General features: G+C 36.3%; 1 protein-coding gene. It reads left to right on the forward strand.

The window, feature by feature from the left end; genetic code table 11:
- Window positions 1-284 (forward strand): YhjD/YihY/BrkB family envelope integrity protein (locus tag ACFIK8_RS12395; RefSeq protein ID WP_375669601.1); only part of this gene is annotated, 284 nt, incomplete at both ends.

The raw sequence follows: 284 nt of genomic DNA on the forward strand, positions 1-284 counted from the left end.
AGCCTTTATCGAAGGAAATTATCAATGTTTTAACCATTCAGAGAGGAGGGGTGTTGACGGTTTCTCTTATTGGAGCAGCTTATTTTGCCTCTAATGGAATAGAGGCTTTGCGTACAGCCTTAAATAAAGCGTATCGCGTGGTTGATCGGCGTAGTTTGTTATTTTGTCGTTTTCAAAGTTTGTTTTTTGTAATCGTTGGAGCTATTGGTCTTGTTGTGATCAGCTTTTTATTAATTTTGGCACCTTTGCTGATCAAAATTATGCAAAATCATTCTTTTTTCATT

It is taken from the genome of Bartonella sp. MR168JLCBS (genome assembly GCF_042194175.1).